This is a genomic window from Streptomyces sp. NPDC059477 (assembly GCF_042749375.1).
GTDB lineage: Bacteria > Actinomycetota > Actinomycetes > Streptomycetales > Streptomycetaceae > Streptomyces.
The window spans coordinates 1-1,276 of record NZ_JBHYUG010000007.1; the positions used below are offsets into that span (position 1 = coordinate 1).

A 1,276-nucleotide genomic window follows, 5' to 3' on the forward strand; every position below is an offset into this window, starting at 1 on the left:
CGCGGCGGCGCGCTCTCTCTCGCGCGCCCCCCACGCCCCCCGCCCCCCCCCCCACGGCTCCCCTCCCGGTCCCGTGGAGCACCTGTTCCAGGCCGGACACCAGGCGGCGGACGTCCACCTGGGGGCGCACCACGAGCCGCAGGAAGCGACTGGAGGAACCGATCTGGTTGCCGCACTCGCGGACCAGGATGCGGTGCTCGGTGAGCAGCCGGTCCCGGACGACGGTCCCCTCCGCGCCCACCGGCAGCCGTACGAAGAGGAAGTTGCCCTGGGACGGGTAGACGGTGAGGCCCGGCAGCGAGGCGAGCCGGCTCGCCATGTCCAGGCGGTCCCGGCGGACCTGGTGCAGGCTCCGCGCGTACTCCGGGCCGTGCTCCTTGAGCATGAAGACCACATACTCGGCGAAGGAGTTGAGGTTCCATTTCGGCAGCATCGCGCGGATCCTGCCCGCCAGCGCGGGGTTCGCGACGAGGTAGCCGAAGCGGATGCCGTGCAGGCCGAAGTTCTTGCCGAGACTGCGCAGCACGATGACGTTCGGCCGGATCATCGCCTCCCGTACGACGCTCGGTTCGGCCTCCGCGTCCGCGAACTCCAGGAAGGACTCGTCGATCACCACCAGGTCCCGGTCCGCCATCGCGTCCATGAACCGCACGATGGCGTGCTTGCGCAGGAAGCCGCCGTCGGGGTTGTTCGGGTTGCAGAGCACGGCCACGCGGGTGTCGCGGGCGCGGATGAACTCCGCGTACCGGGCCAGGTCCAGGGCGAAGCCGCTCGACTCCTGGAGCGGGAACATGTCCACCCGCTTGCCCGTCTCCATCGGCTGGTCGGTCCAGCGGCCGAAGGTGGGGACGGGGATGGCGAGGGATTCACGGACCAGGAGGTGATCGATCCAGGTGATGAGTTCCGTGGAGCCGTTGCCCATCGCCACGCACTGCGGCGGCAACTGGAGGAGGCCGCACAGCTCGGCCGTGATGGTGTCGGCGCCGCTCGGGTAGTACGTGACGATGTCCCGCAGCCGCGCCGCCATCTCCTCGAACATGGCGGGCGTCGGGAAGTACGGGTTGCAGGGGATGCAGAAGTCCACCGGGCCGGACCCGTCGCCGCCCTCCCGCGTCAGCGCCGCCATCGACGGACTGTGCGCCGCCGTACCGCGGAACAGCGAGGTGACGTTGTCAGCCAAAGCGACCTCCATGAGGGGCGGGGGCGGGGGGGGGGGCGGGGGCGGCGCGGCAGGGGGGGGGCCCCCGGGCGGTGTCGGGGGGCGCCGCGCCGGTAT

The 1,276-nt window shown here is 71.6% G+C and carries 1 protein-coding gene; it reads right to left on the reverse strand.

The features are described 5' to 3' along the window. The coding region (locus ACFXAZ_RS05325; protein WP_384585393.1) for a pyridoxal phosphate-dependent aminotransferase at positions 1–1,180 on the reverse strand (1,180 nt) is incomplete at its 3' end. Between the last annotated feature and the right edge of the window lie 96 nt (positions 1,181–1,276).